At 60.8% G+C, this 23,610-nt stretch carries 19 protein-coding genes; 16 read left to right on the top strand and 3 right to left on the bottom strand.

All coding sequences use genetic code 11. From position 1 onward, the window contains the following. From O3S81_RS18950 to O3S81_RS18920, 7 genes are all read left to right on the top strand, one after another. A complete protein-coding gene (locus tag O3S81_RS18950) occupies window positions 1-1,647 on the top strand; it encodes an ATP-binding cassette domain-containing protein (RefSeq protein WP_269345694.1) in 1,647 nt (548 codons plus the stop codon). A gap of 17 nt (window positions 1,648-1,664) precedes the next feature. Beyond that, window positions 1,665-3,221: a hydantoinase/oxoprolinase family protein gene (locus O3S81_RS18945; protein WP_269345692.1), complete on the top strand. Its 1,557-nt coding sequence runs from the start codon at window positions 1,665-1,667 to the stop codon at window positions 3,219-3,221. Beyond that, a complete protein-coding gene (locus O3S81_RS18940; protein WP_269345690.1) occupies window positions 3,214-4,347 on the top strand; it encodes a DUF917 domain-containing protein in 1,134 nt (377 codons plus the stop codon). The genes O3S81_RS18945 and O3S81_RS18940 overlap by 8 nt, the downstream gene beginning before the upstream one ends. Window positions 4,348-4,389: 42 nt before the next feature. After that, window positions 4,390-5,985: an ABC transporter substrate-binding protein gene (locus O3S81_RS18935; RefSeq protein ID WP_269345688.1), complete on the top strand. Its 1,596-nt coding sequence runs from the start codon at window positions 4,390-4,392 to the stop codon at window positions 5,983-5,985. A 117-nt stretch (window positions 5,986-6,102) separates the two neighbouring features. Next, complete coding sequence (locus tag O3S81_RS18930; protein WP_269345686.1) at window positions 6,103-7,179, top strand: DUF917 domain-containing protein; 1,077 nt, start codon at window positions 6,103-6,105, stop codon at window positions 7,177-7,179. Then, complete coding sequence (locus tag O3S81_RS18925; protein ID WP_269345682.1) at window positions 7,176-8,714, top strand: hydantoinase/oxoprolinase family protein; 1,539 nt, start codon at window positions 7,176-7,178, stop codon at window positions 8,712-8,714. Before O3S81_RS18930 ends, O3S81_RS18925 begins: the two co-directional genes overlap by 4 nt. A 44-nt stretch (window positions 8,715-8,758) precedes the next feature. Continuing rightward, window positions 8,759-9,703: an isoaspartyl peptidase/L-asparaginase family protein gene (locus O3S81_RS18920; protein WP_269345680.1), complete on the top strand. Its 945-nt coding sequence runs from the start codon at window positions 8,759-8,761 to the stop codon at window positions 9,701-9,703. Window positions 9,704-9,723: 20 nt separating this feature from the next. On the opposite strand, the gene O3S81_RS18915 is transcribed toward O3S81_RS18920, so the two are convergent. Beyond that, on the bottom strand, window positions 9,724-11,673 hold the full coding sequence (locus O3S81_RS18915; protein ID WP_269345678.1) for an ABC transporter ATP-binding protein/permease: 1,950 nt from the start codon (window positions 11,671-11,673) through the stop codon (window positions 9,724-9,726). 253 nt (window positions 11,674-11,926) lie between these two features. Here O3S81_RS18915 and O3S81_RS18910 point away from each other — a divergent pair, with 253 nt between their 5' ends. The 7 genes from O3S81_RS18910 to O3S81_RS18880 all read left to right on the top strand — a co-directional run bounded on the left by O3S81_RS18910 (window position 11,927) and on the right by O3S81_RS18880 (window position 19,620). Further along, on the top strand, window positions 11,927-13,696 hold the full coding sequence (locus O3S81_RS18910; RefSeq protein WP_269345676.1) for a diguanylate cyclase: 1,770 nt from the start codon (window positions 11,927-11,929) through the stop codon (window positions 13,694-13,696). 241 nt (window positions 13,697-13,937) lie between these two features. Continuing rightward, window positions 13,938-14,966 (top strand): LacI family DNA-binding transcriptional regulator, encoded by a 1,029-nt coding sequence (locus tag O3S81_RS18905; RefSeq protein ID WP_269345674.1) that lies wholly within the window; start codon window positions 13,938-13,940, stop codon window positions 14,964-14,966. A 32-nt stretch (window positions 14,967-14,998) separates the two neighbouring features. Beyond that, window positions 14,999-15,952 (top strand): ABC transporter substrate-binding protein, encoded by a 954-nt coding sequence (locus tag O3S81_RS18900; protein WP_269345672.1) that lies wholly within the window; start codon window positions 14,999-15,001, stop codon window positions 15,950-15,952. Further along, window positions 15,949-16,752, top strand: coding sequence for an ATP-binding cassette domain-containing protein (locus tag O3S81_RS18895; RefSeq protein ID WP_269345670.1), 804 nt, complete (start codon window positions 15,949-15,951; stop codon window positions 16,750-16,752). Before O3S81_RS18900 ends, O3S81_RS18895 begins: the two co-directional genes overlap by 4 nt. Beyond that, window positions 16,749-17,753, top strand: coding sequence for an ABC transporter permease (locus tag O3S81_RS18890; protein WP_137454894.1), 1,005 nt, complete (start codon window positions 16,749-16,751; stop codon window positions 17,751-17,753). The genes O3S81_RS18895 and O3S81_RS18890 overlap by 4 nt, the downstream gene beginning before the upstream one ends. A gap of 4 nt (window positions 17,754-17,757) precedes the next feature. Next, the gene (locus tag O3S81_RS18885; protein WP_269345667.1) at window positions 17,758-18,825 is read left to right on the top strand and encodes a phosphotriesterase family protein; all 1,068 of its coding nucleotides are present in this window, start codon (window positions 17,758-17,760) and stop codon (window positions 18,823-18,825) included. 24 nt (window positions 18,826-18,849) lie between these two features. Continuing rightward, the gene (locus O3S81_RS18880) at window positions 18,850-19,620 is read left to right on the top strand and encodes a glutamine amidotransferase (RefSeq protein ID WP_174036466.1); all 771 of its coding nucleotides are present in this window, start codon (window positions 18,850-18,852) and stop codon (window positions 19,618-19,620) included. A gap of 10 nt (window positions 19,621-19,630) precedes the next feature. On the opposite strand, the gene O3S81_RS18875 is transcribed toward O3S81_RS18880, so the two are convergent. Beyond that, window positions 19,631-20,527: a ribokinase gene (locus O3S81_RS18875; protein ID WP_269345663.1), complete on the bottom strand. Its 897-nt coding sequence runs from the start codon at window positions 20,525-20,527 to the stop codon at window positions 19,631-19,633. A 24-nt stretch (window positions 20,528-20,551) separates the two neighbouring features. Between O3S81_RS18875 and O3S81_RS18870 the strand changes: the two genes are divergently transcribed. Beyond that, window positions 20,552-21,394, top strand: coding sequence for a BtpA/SgcQ family protein (locus tag O3S81_RS18870; RefSeq protein WP_269345662.1), 843 nt, complete (start codon window positions 20,552-20,554; stop codon window positions 21,392-21,394). A 13-nt stretch (window positions 21,395-21,407) separates the two neighbouring features. Further along, entirely contained in the window at window positions 21,408-22,649 is a 1,242-nt protein-coding gene (locus tag O3S81_RS18865; protein WP_269345661.1) for a Zn-dependent hydrolase, read from the top strand. A 125-nt stretch (window positions 22,650-22,774) separates the two neighbouring features. Here O3S81_RS18865 and O3S81_RS18860 read toward each other — a convergent pair whose 3' ends face one another. Then, a complete protein-coding gene (locus O3S81_RS18860; protein ID WP_269345660.1) occupies window positions 22,775-23,584 on the bottom strand; it encodes an inositol monophosphatase family protein in 810 nt (269 codons plus the stop codon). Window positions 23,585-23,610: the final 26 nt, after the last annotated feature.

Raw genomic sequence — 23,610 nt, 5'->3', positions numbered from 1 at the left:
ATGACTGAACCGCTTCTCAAGGTCGAAAACCTCAACGTCACCTTCACCAATTACGGCCGTACCCGGCAGGTGTTGCGCGATGTCGCCTTTACCGTTGCCGCCGGCGAGCGCGTGGCGCTGATCGGCGAAACCGGCTCGGGCAAATCGGTCACCGCCAAGGCGATCATCGGCACCCTGCCGAAAAATGCCGCGATAACCGCCGGCGCGATCGTCGTCGATGGCCGGGATGTGCTGTCCATGCCGCGCAGGGAACGTGAAGCCCTGAAGGGTACGGCCTTTTCGCTGATCATGCAGGACCCGCTCTCCTCCTTCAATCCGGTCTTCAGGATCGGCACGCATCTCGATGATGTCATGCGTTTTGCCGACAAACGCGACGGCATCAGTTCGTCGAAGGCGGAGCGCCGCAACCGCATCGCAGCGGTTCTGCGCCGGGTGCAGCTTGCCGATACCGAGCGGGTGATGAATGCCTATCCGTCCGAACTTTCGGGCGGCATGCGCCAGCGCGTACTGATCGGGCTCGCCCTGCTACACCAGCCGAAGCTGCTGATCGCCGACGAACCGGGCACCGCGCTCGACGTCACGACGCAGGACGAAATCCTCAACCTCATCAACCAGCTGGTTGCCGAAGAAAACATGGCACTGCTGATGATCACCCACAATCTCGGCGTCGTGCGCAAGGTGGCAGACCGGGTCGTGGTCATGCATCACGGTGATATCGTCGAGACCGGTCCATGCACACAAATCCTGCATGCACCTGCCGAGGATTATACGCGTTCGCTGCTGGATGCCGTGCCGCCGCTTTATGGCCCGCGCGTTACCGATCTGGCGCAAAGCACGCGCCCGCCCATCGTGACGATTGAAGGACTGAACAAGATTTACGGCAGGCGCAACGGTTATCACGCCGTGCGGGATGTGAACCTGACGCTGAAGGAAGGTGAAGTTTTCGGTCTGGCGGGTGAATCCGGCTCCGGCAAGACCTCGGTCGCGCGCATGATCATGGGCCTGTCGCGCCCCACCTCCGGCAATCTGTTGATCGACGCCCCGGCGCCTGCGCGCGGCAAGCGGCTGACGCAGATCGTCTATCAAAACCCGGGCACCTCGCTCAATCCGAAGCGCACGGTGAAACAGACGCTTGCCCTGCCGCTGAAATCCATCGGCATGGACGGGCAGACGCGTGAAAGCCGCATGCAGGAACTGATGGGGCTGGTACGGTTGCCGCAATCCTACCTCGGCAAATATCCGCACGAGCTTTCCGGCGGCCAGAAGCAGCGTGTGGCGATTGCCCGCGCGCTCGCGGCCGAGCCGAAAATCCTCATCCTCGACGAGCCGACGGCGGCGCTCGATGTCTCCGTGCAGAAGACGGTGATCGACCTTCTGCTGCAGCTGCGCGATGAGCTTGGCCTGACCTATCTGATGATCTCGCATGACCTGTCGCTGATGCGCAATTTCTGTTCGCGCATTGCCATCATGCTGCGCGGCGAAATTGTCGAGGAGGGCGTGACGTCGGCGGTCTTCGCCGAGCCGTCGCATCCCTATACCCGCGCCCTGATCGCGGCCATCCCCGTCGTCACCGACGAGGAAGAACGTCTCAAACCCACCGTGACCGAGGAAGAGCGCATGCGCTTCCTCGTAAAAACGACCGATTGATGAAAGAGGAGCCTGACGTGTATCGCGTTGGAATTGACGTCGGCGGCACGAATACCGATGCCGTTGTGTTGCAGGATAAAACCGTTCTGGCGGGGGTGAAGGCCTCCACTACAGAGGATGTGACATCCGGTGTCATCGAAGCCCTTGAAAAGGTCATCGAGGCGTCGGGCATCGACCGGGCGCGCATCGGCGCCGTAATGATCGGCACCACGCATTTCACCAATGCGGTGATCGAGCGCCGGCATATGGATGAGGTGGCCGCCATCCGTCTCGGCCTGCCTTCCGGCGCCGGCCTGCCGCCCATGGTCGACTGGCCCGACGATCTGAAGGAAATCGTCGGCAACCACGGTTACCAGGTACGTGGCGGTTACGAGTTCGACGGCCGCGAGATTTCGCCGCTCGATGAGGATCAGATCGTCCGTATCGCCGCCGATATCCGTGCCAAGGGCCTGAAGGCCGCTGCCGTCACCTGCGTTTTCAGCGGCATCAATGATGCGATGGAGCTGCGGACGAAGGAAATCCTGCAGGAACGCTGCCCCGGCCTGCCGGTGGTGATGTCCAAGGATATTGGCCGTCACGGCCTGCTTGCGCGTGAAAGTGCTGCAATCATGAATGCCAGCCTGCTGTCGCTTGCCGACCGCACCGTTGCGGCTTTCGGCGAGGCGCTGAAGGCGGCGGGCATCACCTGCCCGTTCTACATCACGCAGAACGACGGCACGCTGATGGCGGCGGATGTGGTGCGCGGTTTCCCCGTGCTTACCTTCGCGTCCGGCCCGACGAATTCCATGCGCGGTGCGGCTTTCCTCACCGGCCTCAAGGATGCCGTGGTGGTGGATGTCGGCGGCACCACCTCCGATGTCGGTTCGCTGTCGCACGGTTTTCCGCGTCAGGCCTCGACCACGGTGGATATTGGCGGCGTGCGCACCAATTTTCGCATGCCTGATGTCTTCTCCATCGGTCTCGGTGGTGGTTCGCTGGTGGTCAATGGCGATCACGGCCTGACCGTCGGCCCGAAATCCGTCGGTTACCGCGTCCGCCGCGAGGCGCTCTGCTTCGGTGGCTCGACCCTGACAGCGACCGATATCGCGGTTGCCTCCGGCAAAGCGGATGTTGGCGAAAAGGCACTGGTTTCCAGCCTCGACAAGAAGCTCGTGGATGCGGCGGTCGGCAAGATCAACGACATGCTTGAGGCGTGCGTGGAGCGCAGTCGCATCTCGTCGTCACCGGTGCCGGTGATCGCCGTTGGCGGTGGTTCCATCCTGATGCCGGATCGTATCGGTGACCTGGAGGTCATCCGGCCTGAGAATTTCGCGGTGGCCAATGCCGTTGGCGCAGCGATCGCGCAGATCAGCGGCGAGACCGACCGGGTCTTCTCGCTGATCGAGGGACGCACGCGAGAGAGCGCACTGGCCGAGGCGGAAGCGGAGGCTCGCGAGAAGGCGATTGCCGCCGGCGCGATTGCCGAAACGCTGGAAGTCATCGAGCGCGAGGACATGCCGCTTGCATATCTGCCCGGCAATGCCACCCGCATTCATGTGAAAGTTGTTGGAGAAATGGGAGCCAATCATGGCTGAGACACGCAAGCTGAAATATGACAAAGCGGCATTGCGGACGCTGACCCGTGAAGATCTCGATGCGCTGGAAATCGGTGCCGGCATTCTCGGCACGGGCGGCGGCGGCAATCCGTATCTCGGCAAGCTTCTGGCGCTGGAGGCCATGAAGGCCGGTTACGAGATGAAGATCCTCGCAACCGATGCCATCGAGCCCGACGCTCTCTGCATGTCGATCGGCGGCATCGGCGCGCCTGTTGTCGGCGTCGAGCGAATTCGCGAAGGCCGCGAGGGCCTGCGTTGCCTGCGGGCGATGGAGGAGTTGATCCGCACGCCGGTAGACGCCATCGTCTGTGAGGAAATCGGCGGTTCCAACTCCATGAACCCGCTGGTGACTGCGGCGCTGGGCGGCCTGCCGATCCTCGATTGCGACGGCATGGGCCGGGCTTTCCCGGAAATGCAGATGACCACCTTCTCCATCTATGGCCATAGTTCCACGCCATCGGTGATGTGCGATCTGCACGGCAATGCCGTCATTTTCAGCCATGCCGTTTCAGAAGTCTGGCACGAACGCATGGCGCGCGCCTGCGTCGTTTCGCAGGGCGGCGGCGCAATGCTGGCGACCGCGCCGATGCAGGCGCATTACGTGCACCAGTATGGCATTCCGAAAACCTACACCAAGGCGATCGCCATCGGTGAGGCGGTGATCCGCGCCCGCAAACAGCAGGAAGACCCGATTGCCGCGGTCTGCGCGCTGGAAGGCGGACGGCGCATCTTCAACGGCAAGATCACCGATCTGAAGCGCCACCTGCGCGGCGGTTTCGCGGTTGGCGATCTTACGCTGTCCGGTTTCGACGATTGCGCCGGCCAGACGGCTGGCGTCGCCATCCAGAACGAGTTCCTGCTGTTTTCCCGTGACGGCAAGGTGGAAGTGACGGTTCCCGACCTGATCGTCCTGCTCGATGTCGACACGGGTTATCCGATCACCACCGAAGTGCTGCGTTATGGCCAGCGCGTGGCCGTCATCGCCATCCCCTGCCATGACCTGTTGCGCAGCGCCCGCGCGCTTGAGGTCGTCGGGCCGGCGGCCTTCGGTTACCCGGACATTCCTTTCTCACCGCTGCCCGTCCCGGTCAGCAAGGCTGCCTAACCATAAGCGGGCCAATGACCCGCAATAAAGAGGAGAACGATAATGAAAATGCCTGTACTTTCTTCCCGTCTCGCCGCGCTGGCGCTCGGCACGGCGCTCGTGCTGCCGCTTATCTCTTCCGCAGCCCTTGCGGAAGACAAGGTGTCGGTTGCGGTCAACACCATGCAGATATTCAGCTCGCTCGACCCGGCGAAGGTGACTGATTACACCGGCTACATGGCCATCGTGAACATGTATGACGGCCTGACCACGGTGAACGCCAAGGGCGAGATCGTGCCGCATCTGGCGAAATCCTGGGAGATTTCGCAAGACGGCCTGACCTACACCTTCCACCTGCGCGACGATGCGAAGTTTCAGGACGGCACGGCGGTGAAGGCTGCCGATCTTGCCTGGTCGATCCAGCGCCTGCTCGGCATCAACAAGGGCCCGTCGAACCTCATCGTTGGCGTGCTGAAGCCCGAAAACGTCACCGCGCCAGACGATGCGACGCTGGTGATGAAGATCGAGCGCCAGTTCTCGCCCTTCATGGCGGCAACGCCCTTGATGATGGCGATGAACAAGACGCTGATCGAAGCCAATGCCAAGCCGGAAGACAAATGGGGCGAAGCCTATGTGGGTGAACATTCCGCCGGTTCCGGCCCCTACAAGCTCGTCAGCTACAATCGTTCCGCCGATATGGTGATCGCCCGCAATGCCGATTATTTCCTCGGCTGGACGAAGGGCAAGCCGATCGATGAAGTGCGCTTCGTGCAGACCAGCGACGACGCCACCGTCAAGGCGCTGGCGGAAAAGGGCGAACTCGGCCTTTCCTCGCACGGTCTTGGCAACGACACCTATGAATCCATCGGCCGGATGAAGGGTTACAAGCTGATCCAGACCCGCACCGCCGGCGGTTTCGTCATCAAGCTCAACACCAAGGTCTATCCAACCGATGACGTTCATGTGCGCCGCGCCATCGCCTATGCGACCGACTACAAGACGATCCAGGAAGTGATCTATCCGGGCTTCGATATGAAGGGACCGCTTTCCGACGCGTTCAAGGATGCGCATAACGGCGATATCCAGCCGGGCGTCTACGACCTTGAAAAAGCCAAGGAAGAACTGGCCAAGTCGAAATATGCCGGCCAGAAGATCACGCTGGTCAACAGCTATGTCGCGTCGCTCGCCTTCGAGGCCGAAGTGGCGTTGCTGTTGCAGTCCAGCCTCGAGCAGATCGGCATCACGCTCGATATCAAGCCGGAGCCGTGGAACCGCATCGTCGAGCTGTCTTCCAAGCCGGAAACGACGCCGGCATCGACGCAGGTGAACATTTCGCCGACCTATCCGTCGCCGGACGCGATGTTCTACAACCAGTATCATTCCAAGGCTTCCGGCACCTGGATGTCGATGGAATGGTTGCAGAATGCGGAAATCGACGGCCTGATCGACAAGGTTCGCGCCACCACCGATGTCAACGAGCAGAACGCCACCTACAAGGAACTGCAGACGAAGATCGCCGACCTTCAGCCGGACGTCTGGGCGGTTGCACCGAACCGCCGTTATGCGGCGAACAAGTGCCTTCAGGGTTACGAGTTCATTCCCATGCAGAGCTGGGACCTGAACTTCTCCAATTTCCATTGGGACTGCAAGGCGGAGTGATCTCCGCCTGATGAAAACCGGCCCCGCCACAAAGGCGGGGTTGGCCAGACTTGGAACTTCAAAGGGAAGGAGCATCGCTTGCGGCCGGAAAGGCTGTGGCATGCCCGAGGATGACGCATGATCCAGGAATTTTCCGAAGACGATATCGAACCTCTGGCCACCGGCGCCTGGATTCTGGGAACGGGCGGTGGCGGCAATCCCTATATCTCGACGCTCAATCTGCGCCGCCTCTATGCCGAGGGACGACGGGTGAAGGTGATGGACCCGATGGCGCTTGCCGATGACGATATGGTTGCTGTCGTCTCCAAGATGGGCGCACCGCTTGTCGGTCAGGAGCGGCTGGGGGATCCCGTGCATCTCGCCCGCGCTGTCGAGGTGATGGAGGATTATCTCGGCAAACCGTTCCGGGCGATCATGAGCGTTGAAATCGGCGGTTCGAACGCGCTGTCGTCCTTCCTCGCCGCCGCCGTGCTCGACCGGCCGGTCGTGAATGCCGATGCCATGGGACGCGCCTATCCGGAAGCGCAGATGACATCCTTCGCCATCGGCAACCTGCCGATGTTCCCGCTGTCGCTGGTCGATGTGCGCGACAACGAGGTGATCGTAACGCGGGCCGCGTCGTGGAAATGGATGGAGCGCATCTCGCGCAAGGTCTGCACCGAAGTCGGCTCCACCGCCGCCACCTGCAAGGCGCCGCGCACCGGCAAGGAAGTGAAGGAATGGGGCATTCACTACACCGTCACCAAGGCGACTGACCTTGGGCGCGCTGTGATGGAGGCGCGTGCGCGCCATGACGATCCGGTTCAGGCGGTTCTCGACCACGAGGGCGGCAAGCAGCTGTTCCGCGGCAAGGTGGTGGATGTCGCCCGCGAGACCACGGGTGGTTTCCTGCGCGGCAGCACCACCATCGAAGGCATTGATGCCGACCGCGGTTCGCGCATGGAGCTGGCCTTCCAGAACGAATGGGCGGTCGCCTTCCGCGATGGCCAGCCGGTCGGCATGACGCCTGACCTGCTCTGCCTTCTCGACACGGTTTCCGGCGGCGCCATCGGCACAGAATCGGTGCGTTACGGCCAGCGTGTCACGGTTGTCGCCCTGCCCGCGCCGGAACTTTTGACGACACCTGCCGGCATCGCCGCCGTCGGCCCGCGCGCCTTCGGTTATGACATTGACTTCAGATCGGTATTCCCATGAAACGCATCGGTATTGACGTTGGCGGCACCAATACGGATGCCGTTCTGATCGATGGAGACACCATCGTCGCTTCCATCAAGGTCCCGACCACGCAGGATGTCCTGTCCGGCGTGAAGGCGGCACTTGCCCATGTGGCGGGCCATGTCGGCGCGGCGGACCGGCCGATCGATGCCGTGATGATCGGCACCACCCATTTCACCAATGCGGTGGTGGAACGCGCCCGGCTTGAGCGGGTTGCGGCGATCCGCATTGCCTTGCCAACGGGTTCTTCGCTGCCGCCCATGTGTGACTGGCCTAAGGATTTGCGTGATGCCGTCGATCCGCTGATCTTCATGGTCCACGGCGGCCATGAATATGACGGCAGCCCGCTGGTGCCGATGGTTCCCGATGAAATCCGTGAAGCGGCGATGAAGATCCGCGATGCAGGCATCACCTCCATCGCCATTTCGGCAACCTTCTCGCCGCTGACGACGGAGTGCGAGGTCAAGGCGGCGGAAATCGTGCGTTCGGTGATCCCTGATGCACGCATCACGCTCTCCCATACGCTTGGCCGCATCGGACTTCTGGAACGCGAGAACGTCGCCCTGCTGAACGCGGCGTTGCAAACGCTCGGCAAGACCACGGTTCAGGCATTTTCGGATGCGCTGCGCGAAGCGGGCGTAAAGGCGCCGTTTTATCTGACCCAGAATGACGGCACCGTGGCGCTTGCGGATGTGGCCGCCGCCAACCCCGTGCACAGTTTCGCCTCCGGCCCGACCAATTCGATGCGCGGTGCGGCCTTCCTCACCGGTCTTTCCGATGCCATGGTGGTGGATGTCGGCGGCACCACCTCCGATATCGGCTGTCTTGTTGGCGGTTTTCCGCGGGAGGCGAACAATATCGTCCATATTGGCGGGGTGCGCACGCTCTTCCGTATGCCCGATCTTCTGCCGATTGCACTCGGCGGCGGCACCATCGTCGACCCTGAAACAGGCAAGATCGGTCCGCGCTCGGTCGGTTATCGCATCCTGACGGAAGCCCGCGTTTTCGGCGGTGAGACCCTGACGACATCGGATATCGCCGTTGCCGCAGGCCTCATCGAGATGGGCGACCGTGACCGTGTGAAAGACCTTGATCCGGCTTTCGTGCAGGCCACGCTTCAACGCATCCGTGACATGGTGGCCGACAGTTTCGACCAGATGAAGACATCGGCCGAAGACGTGCCGCTGGTTGCGGTCGGCGGCGGGGCATTCCTGATCCCCGAGACGGTTCCGGGTGCGTCGGAAGTGCTGCGTGTGGAAAATGCCGGCGTTGCCAATGCGCTGGGCGCGGCCATGGCGCAGGTTTCCGGCGAGGTCGACCAGGTCTTTTCCGGCCTGAGCCGCGACGAGGCCCTTGCGAAAGCCGAGACCGAAGCGCAGAACGCGGCGGTTGCGTCTGGCGCCGGGCGGGCAAGCCTCAAGACGCTTGAGGTGGAGGATATCCCGATTGCCTATCTTCCTGGCGGCGCGCGGCGGGTTCGCGTGCGGGTCATCGGCGATATCGCCTTTCATTGATTGTAAGAGGCCCTGCCAGAGTGGGGCGACGAGGGAGTGAGCATATGACGAAGATCGCACTGGCCATTCACGGTGGTTGCGGCGTGATGCCCGAAGACAGCATGACGGCAGCGGAATGGGCTGCGGCCCGCGATGATCTGGCAGCGGCATTGCGCGCCGGTTATGGCGTGCTGAAGGCGGGCGGCACCGCGCTCGAAGCCGTCGAGGCGGCGGTCGTCGTTATGGAGGACAGCCCGCATTTCAATGCAGGCCACGGGGCAGCACTGAACGAAAACGGCATTCACGAGCTCGATGCCTCGATAATGGACGGGGCCACGCTGGCGGCAGGCGCGATCAGCGCATCCCGCGCCATTCGCAACCCGGTGAAGGCGGCGCGCGCGCTGATGACGGATGAACGGGCCGTCTATCTCACGGGAGAGGCTGCGGATCGCTTTGCCAAGGAAAAGGGTCTGGTCACAGAACCCCAATCCTATTTCACCACGCAAAAACGCCTCGAGGCGCTGGCGGCCATGAAGCGTCACGCCGCCACTGGTACGGAAGCGACGGAAAACGAAAAGCACGGAACCGTGGGTGCGGTTGCACTCGATGCGGCGGGGCACCTTGCCGCTGCCACCTCCACCGGCGGTTACACCAACAAGCCGGATGGCCGGGTGGGTGACAGCCCGGTGATCGGCGCCGGCACCTATGCGCGTGACGGGGCCTGTGCGGTTTCCGGCACCGGCAAGGGCGAATTTTTCATCCGTTATGTCGTTGGCCACGAGATCGCGTCCCGCGTCGCTTATCTCGGGCAGGACCTGCAGACCGCTGCCGGCAATCTCGTGCACAAGGATCTGGCTCCCCATGATATCGGAGCCGGTCTTGTGGCGATCGATGCAGAGGGCGGCATTGCCGCTCCATACAATACACCAGGCATGTTCCGCGGCTGGGTGACGGTGTCTGGAGAGGCGTTTGTAGCCACCCACGACACAGCATATGAGATTAGGCTCTAGGTCAAAAACCTCGGATCGACTCACTTGCGCTTGACCATTCTGCGAAGCATGGAACCCGCTCTTGCCTTCCGTGGAATGAGTTCAATGTCGCTGACAAGCTTGGCGCCGCCGTCCCGACGTTCCAATGTAATTTTCCGGCTGTGAAAGGCTTCGAGTTCGGCACGATGCGCCACGCTGATGATCGTGGCATCGGGTAGTTCTTCGATCACCGTCTGCATCATCTTTTCCTGACTTTTCTCGTCAAGAGCGGCCGTCGCCTCGTCCATGACGATGATATCAGGTGCGTTCAGCAACAGGCGCGCGAAAGTCAGCCGTTGTTTTTCGCCGCCCGACAACGTCTGGTCCCAGGGCGCCTCTTCTTCGATCTTGTCCTTGAGCTGAGCGAGACCGACCTTGTCGAGCGCAGCGCCAATCTCTTCAGAGGTCCAGCTTTCGGCTGGCTGCGGATAGCAGACAGCGCGACGAAGGGTACCAGCGGGGATATATGGCCTTTGCGGCAACATGAACAGCCGGCTCTCGGCGCGAAAATTCACGCTGCCTCCACCCCAAGGCCAGAGGCCTGAAATGGCTCGGACCAGTGTGCTCTTGCCTGACCCGGATTCCCCCGCGACCAATACTCTTTCACCCGCGCCGATTTCGACGTCCGTCTCCTTGACGACGGCCGTTCCGTCGCCCAGAGAAACGGAAACATCCTTGAGACTGAGTATCGTCTCGCCTTCCGTTTCCCCGCGCATGATCCGGCCGAGCGTATCGCTCTTTTCGGCCCGTTCGAGGCCATCGAGCGACATCATCAGCGAGGCAACACGCCGGGCGCACGCATTCCAGTCGGCGAGACGCGGATAATTGTCGACCAGCCAGCCAAACGCGGACTGAACAATCGTGAAAGCGGAAGCGGCCTGCATAACTTCGCCGAGCGACATGCTTCCATCGAGAAACTTGGGTGCACACAGAAGAAGTGGTACGACGGGCGCAATCAGCATCGAGCCATTCGAGACGACCGTTGTGCGCATATATTGCTGCGCCACGAGACGCCACTGCCGCCGAACATTGCCGAACCTCTTGTCGAGATCGCTTCTTTCTTCTTCCTCGCCGCCAAGCAGGGCGATGCTCTCACCATTTTCCCTGACGCGCGTGAGCGTATAGCGGAATTCCGCCTCGACCTGGTTTTTTACTTCGGAAACCTTGACGAAATTGCGGGCGATGAAGGCAATGGACGTGGAGGTGATGGTGGCATAGATGACGGCCGCGACGACAAGGAAACCGGGGATCGTGATCCATATACCGCCGATCGACAGCGTCAGAGCGCCGCCAATCGTCCACAGGACAATGATGAAGGTGGAGGCAGACACGAAGGCGGCGATGACACCGGAAACAAAGTCCACCGGCGCCTCCGTTGCTATGCGCATATCCTCCGAGAGTCGCGCTTCGGGATTTTGGTGGTCACCATCGATCAGGTTCAGCTGATAGTATCGGCCATTTGCGATCCACCTGCCGACGAGCGCCTTCGTGAGCCAGGAACGCCAGCGCCGTTGAACACGCATTCTCACATAAACCTGTGAGGTGACGATGAAGACGCTACCCAGGACCAGCGGGGGGAATATGGAGGCGAGAAAATAAACCGTCGACGCGTCCCGTTTTTCGATGGCGTCGAAAATCCCGCGATTCCAGATGTTGATGCCGTACTGAAAGCCGACATTTATACCGATCATCACCAATAGGCCGAGCGTGAACGGCCATGCGAGCGCATCGCCGCGCCGGCTCCAGAAACCCCGGGCGCTGATCCAGAAGCGCTTCAGCAGATATTTCCTGCGAACCTCCTCCGCCTGCTCCGGGGTCAAGTCTGACGCAGGTTCCATCTCTTCCGGCGGAGGCGGATCATCGGTGTCAGGAGCATCCTTTGCGGATGCGGTTTGGGTGCCAGTCTCGTCGGCACCAACGACCGGTTTCGGTCCTGCGTCTTTGTCGTTCATGGGCGCTAAACGAACGATGCGTTGAAAGGTTTCACGACTTCGTGATGCCGCGTGAAATATAGTTCCGGTGTGGCGTCGAGATTTTCAAAAGCCTCCGGATCCGCGACGTTCCGGTGTACCGCGCGACAGATAAAATCGATGGTTAACCGCTTGCTGATTTCGCGTTTGACGATATGTCCTGGAACAACCAGACTCTGGAATCGGACCCGCCGCTGAGGTTTTCAAGACCGCGCGGCAAGCAGACGGCGCCATCATGCGACTTAGTACCATCACGAACCTGGCTTATGCCGTGACCCTGATACTCACGACGGTATCGGCGACCACTTTCATTCTGTCAGCCCGAAGCGCTTCTCAGGAGAGGACGGCAATCCAGGACCATCTCGACGTGAGCGATCTGGCCGAGGAACTGGAGATCATCGCGGATGAGCGCACCGAGGAGGCGCGGCTTTACGTCATGCGTGGCGACGAGCAGCATCTGGCAAAATTCTACGTCGACGAAGACCAGGAAAAGCACCTCGAAAACGCCCTGGATAAACTCGCCGCGCGCAGTGTTTCGCCACAGGAGGCAGGATTATTCCAGAATATAAGAAAGAGCGCCGACGCACTGGATACGATGGAGCGCGAGGCCATCGGTTTCTATCGCTCCGGGCGCCAGAGCGATGCGCAACAGGTCCTGTTCGGCGATGAGCATTATCAACTCCATACGGGCCTGCTGAATAACGTCGCGACGCTGAGAGACACTGTTACGGCCCGCACGCAGGCAACGGTCGACCAGGCCAAAAGCCAAAGCGATTTCTACGGATCGATCGCAAAGGTGATGCTTGCCCTGACCGCCCTGATGTTTGTGGCCGTGCTCTACTTCGTCCTTACCAGACGCGTTGCCGCCCCGCTCATCAGAATGAGCAATATCGTCATGCGCCTTGCCCGGCAGGACTACAGTATCGAGGTGCCCGACGAAGGACGTCGCGACGAAATTGGGGAAATGAACCAGGCGATCAGGATCTTCCGCAGCAACGGGCTGGAACGGGAGCGGCTTGATGCGGAGCACCGCCGGAACCAGCGCATCAAGGACCTGATCCTGCAGATGATGCATCGAATTCAGGCATGTCAGAACCAGGATGAATTGTCCGACGTCGTGTCGAAATTCATGCCGCAGATCTTCCCCGCCATTGCCGGCCGCCTGCTTGTGCTCAAGGAAAACAGTTCGCTTCTCCAATCGACCGGACAATGGTCCGATCCGTCGTTTTCCGCCCCGGAATTTTCGATTGACGAATGCTGGGCGCTGCGTCGCGGACGTCCCCACGCCAGCAACCAGGACGGCGACGATGTCGTCTGCCATCACCTCAAGGGGAGCTTCGGAACCGGCCTGTGCATACCGCTGACTGCGCTTGGCGAAACCGTTGGCCTGCTATATCTCGAAATTGCCCAGAGGAACGACACGCTGGAGACGGAGCGGCTGTATCTGGAACTTCTCGCCGAGAATATCGGCCTTGCCGTCGCGAACCTCCAGCTCCGGCAGCGGCTTGTTGGCATGGCAAGGCAGGACGCCTTGACCGGCCTTCTGAACCGTCGCTCACTCGACGAGGCGTTGAACCGGCATATTGAGAAGCCGCCCGGTTCGCTGGCCTGCCTGATGCTGGACATCGACCATTTCAAGCGCTTCAACGACCGTTTCGGCCATGATGCCGGAGACGCAGTGATGCAATATGTCGCCCAGGTCCTTTCGGAAGCCATCGACGATCAGGGTGCACTGTTCCGTTTCGGCGGCGAGGAATTCACCGTGCTGATGCCGGATGCAGGCATCGAGGATGCCACCAGGCTCGCTGAGAAACTCCGACACGCCATTGAGCGGGCACCTTTCACCTACAGGGGCCGGCTGCTCGATCCCGTGACAATATCTATCGGTATCGCGTCCGCACCGGGCGCAGGGACTGTGAGCAGCGTATTGGAACGGGCGGACGCCGCCCTGCTGAGCGCCAAACAGACCGGCCGGAACAGATGGGTATCGTCCGATTCCATGTGAATCGAAGAGGCATAGTCCGATCTATTTCGAAGCTCCCTGCCGGCTGTAGTTTCTGCGAAAGTAGCAGACTACCGCCTCTTCGCATGTGCCGGTTCTTCGAACTGTAAAAGCAAATTTTTAAAAACTGCGTTGACAGCTCAGCGTTTTTATATTTCCTTGTAAACCGGTTTAGTAAATCGCTTTACAAACCATATAGAGGCCGAAAAGGCCCGGATTGAGCGGAACAGAAAGCGGGAGTGTGATGGCGCGTAACCATGCGACCAGTCTCAAAGACGTTGCCCAGGCGGCAGGTGTTTCCGTCGCGACCGTATCGCGGCTGTTGAACGGCACGCTGGAACTGCCCTCGGAAACGAAGACGCGGATCGAGACCGCCATCCGCGAGCTCAATTACGTTCCCAATCCCCACGCCAGGCGCCTGAGCCGGGGCCGCTCGGATACGATCGGTCTGGTGGTTCCCGACATTGGCAATCCATTTTTCGGAATGCTGGTCGCGGCCGTGGAAGAAGAAGCCGACCGGCGCGGCCTTGCCCTGTCGCTGTTTGCGACGCTGAACCGCAAGGGCCGCGAATTGTCGTATCTGAGATTGCTCGCCCGCAATCACGTCGATGGCCTCGTCTTCATCACCAACCATCCCAATACCGATGAACTGGCGGAACTGATCAACACGACCGGCAAGGTGGTGGTCGTGGATGAGGACGTTCCCGGCGCGACCGTGCCGAAACTTTTCTGCGACAATGAACAGGGTGGGCGTCTGGCCGGTGAGCATCTGGCGCAACACGGGCACAGCCGGGTTCTCTATGTTGGCGGGCCGGAAGAGATGATCAGCACGGAGCGTCGTTTTCGCGGCCTGACATCCGCCCTTGCCGAACGGGTATCTGCGGCGGAACTTTCCATTTCCCGATATTGCGGCGCCTATACGGTGGAATTCGGCCGGGCGGCAGCGCGCCGGTTCCTTGACGAGGGCCGGCCTGCGACGGCGGTGTTTGCGAGTTCGGACGAAATCGCCATCGGCTTCGTCGAAGTGCTGCGGTCTGAAGGCGTGCGCATCCCGCAGGACGTTTCGATGATCGGTTTCGATGATGTCGGGCCGCTGCATCTGTTTGCCCCGCCGCTCACCGCCATTCGCCAGCCCGTCAGCGCAATCGGCCAGCGCGCTTTGTCGCTTCTGCTTGAAACCAATTGGGATCAGGACACTCCGCCGCTGTCGGAGGAACTGCTGCCCGTCGAAATCGTCGTGCGTGAATCCGTTGCGCCGCCCGCGATCAAATAAAAAGCAACGAAACCAACAGAGGAAGAACGATAATGCCAAGTTTGAAACGTCGATATTTTTCAGCAGCTCTCGCTGCGACCGTCCTTGCCGGCGCGACCTTGTCTGCCGGTCTGGTCCAAGCCGCCGAAAAGACCATCGCCCTGGTGCAGATCAACCAGCAGGCGCTGTTTTTCAACCAGATGAATGAAGGGGCCGAAAAGGCGGCCAAGGAAGCCGGCGTCAAGCTGGTTATCTTCAACGCCAATAACGATCCCGCCGCCCAGAACAGCGCGATCGAGACCTATATCCAGCAGAAGGTGGACGGCATCGCCGTGGTCGCCATCGATGTCAACGGTATCATGCCGGCCGTAAAGCAGGCGGCTGCCGCCAATATTCCCGTCGTCGCGATTGACGCCATCCTGCCGGAAGGTCCGCAAAAGGCGCAGATCGGCGTGGACAACGGCAAAGCGGGCGCCGACATGGGGAAATTCTTCCTCGATTACGTGAAGTCCGACATGGGCGGCAAGGCCAAGATCGGTGTCGTCGGCGCGCTGAACTCCTTCATCCAGAACATCCGCCAGAAGGGTTTTGAAGACACCATCAAGGACAAGACCGGCATTACCGCCGCCGGCGTCGTCGATGGCCAGAATGTTCAGGATACCGCACTTTCGGCAGCAGAAAACCTGATCACCGGCAATCCGGACATGACCGCAATTTACGCAACGGGTGAGCCGGCCCTTCTGGGCGCAGTCGCCGCCGTTGAAAGCCAGAGCAAGCAGAAAGACATCAAGGTCTTTGGCTGGGACCTGACCAAACAGGCGATCACCGGCATCGATGCGGGTTATGTCGCAGGCGTCATCCAGCAGGATCCCGCCGCCATGGGTGCAGCCGCGGTCAAGGCGCTCAAGACGGTCGCCGATGGCGGCACCGTCGAAAAGACCATCGCCGTGCCGGTCACCATCGTCACCAAGGCCAATGTCGAACCCTACCGCGCGGTTTTCAAATGATTGCGGCCGGACAGCACACAGGCGCTGTCGACGGCGCCGGGGGAGATATTCTCTCCCGGCAGCCCGATCGTGAAGCGCGTATCTCCCTGCGCAATATCCGCAAGACATTCGGCTCGCATCAGGCGCTGCGCGGCGTCGACCTCGATATTTTTCCCGGCGAATGCCTCGGTCTCGTCGGGGACAATGCAGCCGGTAAATCAACCCTCACCAAGGTGATTTCCGGCACTTACATCCCGGACGAAGGCACGATCACAATGGAAGGCGAAGCCATTCGCTTTTCAGGCCCCGCCGATGCCCGCAACCGCAACATCGAAATGGTTTTTCAGGATCTGAGCCTCTGTGACCATATCGACGTCGTCGGCAATCTCTTCCTCGGACGAGAAATTACCAAGGGGCCGTTTCTCGACCGTCCGGCCATGCTTTCAGAAGCGCGCAAGATGCTGGATGCGCTGGAAATCCGCATTCCACGTCTTACCGCCAAGGTGGAGAAACTGTCTGGTGGCCAAAGGCAGGCGATCGCCATCGCGCGGGCGGCCTCCTTCAATCCGAAGGTCCTGATCATGGACGAGCCGACGTCGGCGCTTGCCGTTGCGGAAGTGGAAGCCGTGCTTTCGCTCATCAATCGCGTCAAGGCAAAGGGTGTGTCCGTCATTCTCATCACCCACCGCCTTCAGGATCTCTTCCGCGTCTGCGACCGCATCGCCGTCATGTATGAAGGCACCAAGGTGGCGGAGCGCCAGATCAACGACACCAGCCTTGAGGATCTCGTCCGGCTGATCGTGGGAGGGCAACGTCATTGACCGTCTATACTGAACGCGCCAAAGGCTCACCGCTTTCGGATTTCTTTGCCGAGAATGCACAGGTGCTTTCCATCGCGGCCTTTTTTGCCCTCTGCATGGTGTTTTTCTCCGTGACCACGGATACGTTCCTGACGGCCGGCAATCTTCTGAACGTCGTCCGTCAGGCCGCACCCATACTGATCGTCTCCGTCGCCATGACATTCGTCATCATCACCGGCGGCATCGATCTGTCCGTCGGCTCGATGGTGGCCCTGATCAATGCCGTTGGCGCCATCCTGCTCGCGGCCGGTTATCCCTGGCCGCTGGTTGTCGTCGCCATGCTGGTGCTCGGCGGCGGGCTTGGCCTCGTGCAGGGCTGGTTCATTGCCTATCAGGGTATTCCGGCCTTCATCGTCACGCTTGCCGGTCTCTCCATCCTGCGTGGCGTCGCCCTCTATATCACGCAGGGATATTCCGTACCGATACCGGAAGCGCCCGGGTTCTTTTACCTCGGCAGAGGTGATTTCCTCGGTATGCCTGTCCCTGCCCTGATCGGCGTCGTCGTTACCGTGATCGCCTATATCGTCCTTTCGAGCACCCGATATGGTCGTCGTGTGGTGGCCGTCGGCTCCAATCCTGAAGCGGCGCGCCGCGTGGGAATGCCCGCCAAGTGGATTCTCGCCTCGGTCTATCTGGCTGCAGGTGTGGCGTCAGCCATAGCCGGCCTGATGATTGCGGCGCGGCTTGGGTCCGGATCTTCGAATGCGGCTGTCGGTTTCGAGCTTCAGGTGGTTGCGGCAGTGGTTCTGGGCGGCACATCGCTGATGGGTGGCCGCGGCACCATCCTCGGTACGGTGCTGGGCACCATGACCATTGCCGTTATCGGTAACGGCCTCATCCTCATGCACATCTCTCCGTTTTTCACCCAGATCGTGACAGGCGCCATCATCCTCGCCGCAATCTGGCTCAACACGCGCATCTTCACCGCAAACTTCCGCCTTGGCGTGAAGAGAAAGGGCTGATGCGATGAACCCGGAACTGTCTGAAGGACATATCCGATCGGGAAAGATCATGACCGTGCGAGGCCCGATCGCTGCGGATCAACTCGGCGTCACGCTGATGCACGAGCATATCCTCAACGATTGCCGCTGCTGGTGGCACGCCCCCAAGACGCCGGAGCGGCAATATCTCGCCGAAGGTTTCGTCTGCATGGAAATCCTCGGCGAACTGCGTCAAGATCCCTTCGTCAACAAGCACAATATCACGCTGGATGACGAGCCGCTGGCGATTGCTGAACTGAAGGATTTCGCTGCCACCGGTGGACAGACGATCGTGGAACCAACCTGTCAGGGCATCGGCAGAAATCCGCTGGCGATGCGACGGATTTCAGAGGCAACCGGGCTCAACATCGTCATGGGAGCGGGTTATTACCTTGCGTCCTCCCACCCCGAAAAGGTGGCCGGGCTCACGGTCGATGCCATCGCCGACGAGATCGTGCAGGAGGCGCTCCACGGTGTCGATGGCACCGATGTCCGCATCGGGCTGATAGGAGAAATCGGGGTCTCGGCGGATTTCACGGCCGCCGAGGAAAAGTCCCTGCGCGGCGCAGCACAAGCCCAGCTTCGCACCGGCCTGCCCCTGATGGTTCATCTGCCGGGATGGCTTCGGCTGGGGCATAAGGTTCTCGACATTGTCGCGGAGGAAGGTGCGGATCTGAACCACACCGTTCTTTGCCACATGAACCCGTCCCACGCGGATATTGCCTACCAGAGCGAACTCGCAGGCCGCGGCGCCTTCATTGAATATGACATGATCGGCATGGATTTTTTCTATGCCGACCAGCAGGTCCAGTGCCCCAGCGACGAGGATGCTGCCCGTTCGATCGTCACGCTGGTGGAAGGCGGTTATCTCGACCGCATTCTGCTTTCCCACGACGTCTTCCTGAAAATGATGCTGACGCGATATGGCGGCAATGGCTACGCCTATATTCTCAGGCATTTCCTGCCGCGCCTGAAACGGCATGGGCTCGACGACGCCACTCTTCAAACCCTTATGCGGGATAATCCGCGCTCGGTCTTCCAGGCGAAGACCTGACGAACCTATGGAAATGGAAAGATCATGACAAAAAAAGTGCTCCTCGTCGGTGAAAGCTGGGTCAGCTCCGCCACCCACTACAAGGGCTTCGACCAGTTTGGCAGCGTCACCTTTCATCTGGGTGCAGAACCGCTGGTGAAGGCGCTGGAAGGCAGCGAATACGAGCTGACCTACATGACCGCCCATGATGCGGTGGAGAAGTTCCCCTTCGAGATGGCGGGGCTCGACGCCTATGACGCCATCATCCTCTCGGATATCGGCGCAAATTCGCTCCTGCTGCCGCCGGCCGTCTGGCTGCAGTCGAAAACCGTGCCGAACCGGTTGAAGCTCATCAAGGCATGGGTGGAAAAGGGTGGCGGCCTGCTGATGGTCGGCGGCTATTTTTCCTTCCAGGGTATCGACGGCAAGGCCCGCTGGCGCCGCACGCCGGTGGAAGATACGCTGCCCGTCACCTGCCTTCCGTGGGATGACCGCGTGGAAATTCCGGAAGGCTCGACGGCCGATATTCTGAAACCCGACCATCCGACCGTCGCAGGCCTTTCCGGCGAGTGGCCGCTTCTGCTTGGGGTGAACGAGGTCGAAGTGCGTGATCGCGCCGATGTCGAGGTGGTTGCCCGGCTGCCGGAAGATCAGGGCTCCCATCCCCTGCTCGTCACCGGACGTTTCGGCAAGGGCCGCACGGCCGCATGGACCTCCGACATTGGTCCGCACTGGCTCTCTCCCGCTTTCTGCGAGTGGGACGGTTATGGGCGCCTGTGGAAGAACATTCTCGGCTGGTTGACGGAAAAACCGTGATCGGGAGGGCTCAAGCCCGCAGAATGGTCACCAGCTCGTCACGGCAGGGAAAGGCATCCTGCGTGCCGCGGCGGCCGACCGTGACGGCTGCGGCCCTTGAGGCATCTTCAAGGGCGCGCGCATCCACAGTGACGCCACGAAGCATGGCGGAGGCAAGCGCAACACCGGTGAAGCAATCGCCGGCACCCGTGGTGTCGACGATCGTGGCGGGCGCGGCCGGCACCTCGATGGCACCATCGGCGGACACGAGCACACAGCCCTGTCCGCCGAGTGTGACGATGACGCGGCCGACACCCGCGCGCAGCAGGAAAGCGCCTGCCCCGGCGCCGCTTTCGCCGGTCAGCGCCTCAGCCTCGATGCGATTGAGGACGGCGATGTCGATGAAGGCCAGGACGCTTGCGAACCAGGATTGCAGGGGCGACGGATTGAAGGCAGTCGTCAGCCCCTTCGATCTCGCAGCACTGAGAATGGCGAGGGTTGTTTCTTCCGAGAGATTGCCCTGCAGGACGACGAGGTCTCCGGATACGGCATCACCAAGTGCCTCCATGGCCGCGTCTTTATCAAGCGCTGCGGCGGCTGACCGGGTGGTGATGATCGAGTTTTCGCCGTCCGGGGTCGTCAGAATGATGGAGATATCGCTGGTGGCGCTGGCGACGGGAATGAGCTTTGGTGTCAGCCGCTCGCGGGTGAGCGCTTTTCCGATCGCAATGGCGCGATCGTCCCTGCCGACGGCGGCGACCAGAGTGGTTTCGACGCCGCATCGTGAAAGAACAATGGCCTGGTTGCAGCCTTTGCCGCCGAGGCTGCGCGAGGCCTGCTCGCCGAAGATTGAAGCGCCTGCCGCAGGCAGTGCGGCAATGGAATAGGTTTCATCAAGTGCGATATTGCCGATAACAAAGGCACGCATGGAGAACTTTCGAAAGGGACTGAAATGCAGACCATATCCGACAACGCGGCCAATGCCATTCAGGAAATTTTCGGTCGAAGCAAGGCACTGATCGGCATGATCCATTGCCCGGCCTTTCCCGGAGCGCCGCGTTATCGCAACGCGAGCATGGATACGATCTATGATGCCTGCATGCGTGATGCGGAACGCCTTGTCGAAGGCGGCATACACGGCCTGATCGTCGAAAACCACGGAGACGTCCCTTTCTCCAAACCTGACGATATCGGGCCGGAAACATCAGCCTTCATGAGCGTGGTGACAGACCGCATCGTTCGCGCCGCCGGCGTGCCCGTCGGCATCAACGTGCTGGCCAATGCGCCCATCCCGGCCTTCGCCATCGCCATGGCGGGCGGGGCAAAGTTCATCCGCGTCAATCAATGGGCCAATGCCTATGTCGCCAATGAGGGTTTCATGGAGGGGCGTGCAGCCGAGGCGATGCGCTACCGTTCGCTGCTGAGGGCAGAGCATATCAAGGTTTTTGCCGACAGCCACGTCAAGCACGGGGCCCATGCCATCACCGCGGATCGCAGCATTGATGAACTGACACGCGACCTCGCCTTCTTCGACGCCGATGGCGTCATCGCGACGGGCCAGCGCACCGGCAACAGTGCGTCCCTTGAGGAGATCGAGGAAATCGGTGCGGCGACACATTTGCCGCTGCTGGTCGGCTCGGGCGTCAATGAAGGCAATATCGTTGAAATCCTCAAGCGCACCAACGGCGTGATCGTGGCCTCATCACTCAAGGAAGGCGGCGTCTGGTGGAACCCGGTCGAACTGGCGCGAGTGCGCTCTTTTGTTGCCGCAGCCCGCCCCGGCCTTGAAAGCTGAGAGGGAGACAGCGATGGCAAAGTTTTCGATCAACGGTGAAAGACTGCTGGCAAATCTCGACCGGTTTGCAGCGATCGGAGCAACCGAAAAGGGCGGCGTCAACCGGCAGGCGCTGACCGGACTGGATCGCGAGGCAAGACGGCTGCTGGCGAAACTGGCCATGGATCGGGGATTTTCCGTATTTCAGGATCCTGTCGCCAATCTCTTCATCCGCAGGAGCGGCCGCGACGAAACGCTTCCGCCGCTTCTGATCGGCAGCCACCTTGACAGCCAGCCCGCTGGCGGCCGGTTTGACGGAGCGCTGGGGACGCTTTCGGCATTCGAGGTTCTCGAAACACTCGAGGATTTCGGAATTGAAACGGAGCGTCCGGTTGAAGTCGTCGCCTTCACCAACGAGGAAGGTTGCCGTTTCGCTCCGGGCTGCATGGGATCGATGGCTTTCGCCTCCCGAACGATACCGCAGGATTGGCTGAAGCTCCTTGCCACAGATAACGGAGCCGATTTTGCTGGCGAGCTTTCCGCAACACTGGAAAGCCTGCCGGAAGCCACCATGCGCGATCTCGGTTTTCCTGTATTTGCTTATATCGAGGTTCACATCGAGCAGGGTCCCTCCCTTGAGAAACAGGGAGTGCCTATTGGAATAGTGACGGGCATACAGGGTACACGCTGGCTGGAGGTATCCATCACCGGCCAGACCGCGCATGCGGGCACGACGGCACTGATCTACCGGCGCGATCCGTTTCACGCGGCGGTCAATGCGCTTGGATCACTGTTTCCCGCCATGATGCCCGCGGATCCCGCCGCCCGTTTCACTGTGGGGCGGATCGCACTTCAGCCCGGTGCGGTCAACGCCATTCCGCAGACCGCCATTTTCACCATCGATATCCGGCACCCTTCATCCGAAACGCTTGACGCGATGGAGAACAAAACTCGCGCGGTCACTCAGGCGGCCGCGAAGGACCAGAATTGTGAAGCGACGATCACGCAGATCTTCGACATGCCGCCGGCGAATTTCCCGGAGGATATTCTCAAGATGTTGGATAGCGCCGCGCAGGAGCGGGGTTTCGTGACTCAACGCATGTTGTCCGGTGCGTTCCACGACGCCCTCTTCATGAATCGTGTCGCGCCATCGGCCATGATTTTTGTCCCCTGCCGCGATGGCCTCAGTCACAATGAGGCCGAGTACGTCGAACCCGAACACAGCATAGCCGGATGCAACATGCTTTTAGCTTCGGTGCTTCAAGTCCTAGCATAAGTCCCGGCCGGAGATTTTCGTCGGCAGCGCCAGCAGCCTTGGCGCGCGGTGAAGCGGGCAATCAGCGGCCAATCGGTGACCGCTGATGTTCGTTGGCAGTGGGACCGGGGGCGAACCGCCCTGCTTCACATGGCCAGAGCAGCCTGATGAATGTCCGCAAGCTCTTCGTAACACGAGATATTGCTGGCGAGGACCGGCTGTCCTTCGAACAGCTTTTCACCTTCCAGCGAAAACGGCAGGGAACGGCCACCGGCCTCGTTGACGAGGCAGAAGCCGGCCATGCAATCCCAGGCGCGCATATGGGGTTCGTAATATCCGACAAGGCGTCCTGCCGCGACATAGGCCAACATCAAGGCGCCCGAACCGTTGCGGATGAAGTTGCCGCCGCGGGCCAGCACGTCGTTGATGATGTGACCGACGCGCTGCGGCGTGACATAGTTGTTGCTGCCGATGCCCGTCAGCGCGTTCTGCAGGTTCCTTGATGGATCGAGTTGCAGGCGTGTACCGTTCAATGTCGCGCCATGGCCCTGTGCGGCAGCGTAGATTTCCTGCGAACACGGGACCTTGATGACGCCGACGACCGGGACACCATCGCGAATGACGGCGATGGAAACGCACCAGCTTGGCATGCCATTAACGAAGGGGGCGGTACCATCGATCGGGTCGACGACCCAGGTGTAGCCGGAGGTGCCGTCCTGATAACCATGCTCCTCACCGAGGAAGCCATCATCCGCGAAGGCTGCGGCGACGCGCTCGCGCAGCAGGGTTTCGACGTTGCGGTCTGCGATGGAGACCACGTCCTGCAGATCGCGCTTTGTCTCGATCACGAGGCTGTCGCGCTTGTTGAAATAATCGAGCGCCATTAAACCGGCCTCTTCCGCCAGCGTTTTTGCCAGCGCAAAGCGTTGATCGAGGCCGTCATTCTGTCCTGTCATTTCCATTTTCCTTAAGTCTATGAGTC

Source organism: Agrobacterium sp. SOY23, assembly GCF_027212525.1.
Lineage (GTDB): Bacteria > Pseudomonadota > Alphaproteobacteria > Rhizobiales > Rhizobiaceae > Agrobacterium > Agrobacterium tumefaciens_I.
This window is presented reverse-complemented; position numbering and strand designations above follow the sequence as displayed.

Bases quoted from the DNA above. Each gene is read 5' to 3' on its own strand.
- O3S81_RS18950 (WP_269345694.1), top strand. From the start codon at position 1: ATGACTGAACCGCTTCTCAAGGTCGAAAACCTCAACGTCACCTTCACC.
- O3S81_RS18940 (WP_269345690.1), top strand. From the start codon at position 3,214: ATGGCTGAGACACGCAAGCTGAAATATGACAAAGCGGCATTGCGGACG.
- O3S81_RS18935 (WP_269345688.1), top strand. From the start codon at position 4,390: ATGAAAATGCCTGTACTTTCTTCCCGTCTCGCCGCGCTGGCGCTCGGC.
- O3S81_RS18930 (WP_269345686.1), top strand. From the start codon at position 6,103: ATGATCCAGGAATTTTCCGAAGACGATATCGAACCTCTGGCCACCGGC.
- O3S81_RS18925 (WP_269345682.1), top strand. From the start codon at position 7,176: ATGAAACGCATCGGTATTGACGTTGGCGGCACCAATACGGATGCCGTT.
- O3S81_RS18920 (WP_269345680.1), top strand. From the start codon at position 8,759: ATGACGAAGATCGCACTGGCCATTCACGGTGGTTGCGGCGTGATGCCC.
- O3S81_RS18915 (WP_269345678.1), bottom strand. From the start codon at position 11,673: ATGAACGACAAAGACGCAGGACCGAAACCGGTCGTTGGTGCCGACGAG.
- O3S81_RS18910 (WP_269345676.1), top strand. From the start codon at position 11,927: ATGCGACTTAGTACCATCACGAACCTGGCTTATGCCGTGACCCTGATA.
- O3S81_RS18905 (WP_269345674.1), top strand. From the start codon at position 13,938: ATGGCGCGTAACCATGCGACCAGTCTCAAAGACGTTGCCCAGGCGGCA.
- O3S81_RS18900 (WP_269345672.1), top strand. From the start codon at position 14,999: ATGCCAAGTTTGAAACGTCGATATTTTTCAGCAGCTCTCGCTGCGACC.
- O3S81_RS18895 (WP_269345670.1), top strand. From the start codon at position 15,949: ATGATTGCGGCCGGACAGCACACAGGCGCTGTCGACGGCGCCGGGGGA.
- O3S81_RS18885 (WP_269345667.1), top strand. From the start codon at position 17,758: ATGAACCCGGAACTGTCTGAAGGACATATCCGATCGGGAAAGATCATG.
- O3S81_RS18880 (WP_174036466.1), top strand. From the start codon at position 18,850: ATGACAAAAAAAGTGCTCCTCGTCGGTGAAAGCTGGGTCAGCTCCGCC.
- O3S81_RS18875 (WP_269345663.1), bottom strand. From the start codon at position 20,527: ATGCGTGCCTTTGTTATCGGCAATATCGCACTTGATGAAACCTATTCC.
- O3S81_RS18870 (WP_269345662.1), top strand. From the start codon at position 20,552: ATGCAGACCATATCCGACAACGCGGCCAATGCCATTCAGGAAATTTTC.
- O3S81_RS18865 (WP_269345661.1), top strand. From the start codon at position 21,408: ATGGCAAAGTTTTCGATCAACGGTGAAAGACTGCTGGCAAATCTCGAC.
- O3S81_RS18860 (WP_269345660.1), bottom strand. From the start codon at position 23,584: ATGACAGGACAGAATGACGGCCTCGATCAACGCTTTGCGCTGGCAAAA.